The organism is Streptomyces sp. UH6 (assembly GCF_013421635.1).
Taxonomy (GTDB): domain Bacteria; phylum Actinomycetota; class Actinomycetes; order Streptomycetales; family Streptomycetaceae; genus Streptomyces; species Streptomyces abyssomicinicus.
Window position 1 is genome coordinate 1 of the sequence record NZ_JACADT010000887.1, and the last position, 2,367, is coordinate 2,367.

Annotated in this window: 2 protein-coding genes; one reads left to right on the plus strand and one right to left on the minus strand. The window is 73.8% G+C overall.

The genetic code is table 11. The features are described 5' to 3' along the window. Positions 1–125 precede the first annotated feature (125 nt). Entirely contained in the window at positions 126–1,619 is a 1,494-nt protein-coding gene (locus tag HW445_RS27160; RefSeq protein ID WP_180223517.1) for a glycoside hydrolase family 43 protein, read from the plus strand. Positions 1,620–1,715: 96 nt separating this feature from the next. On the opposite strand, the gene HW445_RS27165 is transcribed toward HW445_RS27160, so the two are convergent. Next, a partial coding sequence (locus HW445_RS27165) for a TetR/AcrR family transcriptional regulator (protein ID WP_180223518.1) occupies positions 1,716–2,367 on the minus strand: 652 nt, incomplete at its 5' end.

A 2,367-nucleotide genomic window follows, 5' to 3' on the forward strand; every position in this document is an offset into this window, starting at 1 on the left:
GGCGTCCGGATCCGGCCGCCCTCGTCCCCGGGGGCTGTACCGGCGGCCTCCGAGGCCGAATACTCGGCCCGTCACCGATCACCCACCGTCGCCCCTCCGGCCCCTTCCGTCCGAAAGGCATGCGCATGCGACTTCCGGAGCGTCCCGTCGTTCCCGGTTTCCACCCCGATCCCAGTGTCTGCCGGGTGGGGAGCAGCTACTACCTGGTCTGCTCCAGTTTCGAGTACGCCCCCGGCGTTCCGGTGTTCCGCTCGCCAGACCTGCGGACCTGGCGGCAGATCGGCAACGTGCTGGACCGTCCGTCGCAGCTCGCGGTGAACGGGGCCGGCCCCTCCGGCGGCGTCTTCGCACCGACGCTGCGGCACCACGACGGCCGGTTCTGGATGATCACCACCAACCACACCCACCGCGCGGGCCTGTTGCTGGTGACCGCCGAGGATCCGGCCGGGCCGTGGTCGGACCCGGTCTGGATCGACGCCCCGCCCGGTGTCGACCCCGACCTCGCCTGGGACCGGGACGGCACCTGCCTCGTCACCTGGTCGGGCGCCGACGCGACCGGGCGGTCGGTGGTCGTGCAGGCGGCGCTCGACCCCCTCGCCGGCAAACTGCTCGAAGAGCCACGGCAGTTGTGGAGCGGCACCGGCGGAAAGTACCCCGAGGCGCCCCACCTGTACCGGATCGGCGAGCACTGGTACCTGCTGATCGCCGAGGGCGGCACCGAGCGCGGACACGCCGTCACCATCGCCCGGGGCCCCTCCCCCGCCGGGCCCTTCGATCCCTGCCCGGACAACCCGCTGCTGACCGCCCGCGGCCTGGCCACGGCGGTGCAGAACACCGGACACGCGGATCTCGTCCAGCGCCCGGACGGCACCTGGGCCACGGTCTTCCTGGGGGTGCGGGCCCTCGGCGGCACGCCGCACTGGCACGTGCTGGGCCGTGAGACCTACGCCTGCGAGGTCGTCCTCGACGACGACGGCTGGCCGCGCCTGGGAGACCCGATCGAACCGGACGCGCCGGCCGCCCTGACCGAGGAGCTGACCGGGCCCGCCCTGCCGCTGTCCTGGGTGGGGGCGGAGAGGTTCCCGGCCGAGGTGCTGCGCCCGATGCAGGGCGGAGGATGGCGGCTGACGTCGGCCGCCGGGGCGGACCCGGTGTTCGTGGGACGCCGGCAGCAGCACCTGACCGTGCGGGCGCGGGCCGCCCTGGACGTCTCCGGCGGCACCGGCGGACTGGAACTGCGGGTGGACGCCCGGCACGCCGTCACCCTGGAGGCCGGTCACGGTGCGGTACGCGCCGTGGCGACGATCGGCGAGGTCCGCGCGGTGCTCGGGGAGCGGGAGGCCGGTCCCGACGTCACCCTGGAACTGCGCACCGGACCGCCGTCCGGCCCCGCCCTCTCCCACGGCCCCGGGCCGGACGAGATCGTCGCCGGTGTCGTGGACGGCGCGGGCTTCCACGCGCTGGGCAGGCTGGACGGCCGCTACCTGTCGACGGAGACCGCGGGCGGCTTCACCGGCCGTATGATCGGCCTCACCTGCTCCCGGGGCCGGCTCGCGGTCGCCTCCTTCTCCTACCGGGGCAGCGACGAGCCGGCCCTGCCCGACTCGACCGCGGTGTGAGGGGGCCCACCGGCACCCTCCCACCCCTCAGGACGTCCGGCGGGCCCCGGTCGCCTCGGCCGCCTCCTGTTCCGCCTGCTCTGCCTACGCCTACGCCTACGCCTCCTGCGCCTTCTCGGCGAGGAACGTCGCCAGACCGTCGAGGAGGCGCTGGAGTCCGAACTCGAACAGGGCGTCGAGGTCGAAGTCGTAACCGCCCGTGGTGACGAGGGAGAGCATGGGGAACCGGCCGGTGGACATGACCTGCTGGAACGCGGCTTCCTGGCTGTCCAGCCACTCCTCGTTGTCGAGGCCGGTGTGCGCCTCGGCCTCCCGTTCCGTCTCCAGGTGGACGGCGATGCCGCGGGCGTGGTTGAGCAGCGTGAGATGCGTGGTGAACGCGGTCTGCGGGTCCAGCCCCTCGCCGAGCATCGTGGCGAGCATCCACTCGCTGTACTGCATCCCCGCGAGGAGCATCTGAGGCCGGGTCACCGACATGGCCGGTGCCAGCCAGGGGTGCCGTCGGAACACGGTCCAGAGCTGCCGGGCCGCCAGCTCGACCGCCTCACGCCAGTACGCCGGCCGCTCGGCGGGCAGCGGATGCCGGGCGATCACGGTGTCCAGCATCCGCGTCAGCAGGTCGTCCTTGTCGGCCACATGACGGTACAGCGACATGGTCGCCACCCCGAGTTCGGCGGCCACCCGGCGCATCGACACCGCGGCCAGCCCCTCCGCGTCGGCCACGGCGACCGCGGAGGCGACGATCCGC

What these genes read in the sequence shown, in the direction of transcription:
- HW445_RS27160 (WP_180223517.1), top strand. Translation starts at nt 126, where the DNA reads ATGCGACTTCCGGAGCGTCCCGTCGTTCCCGGTTTCCACCCCGATCCC.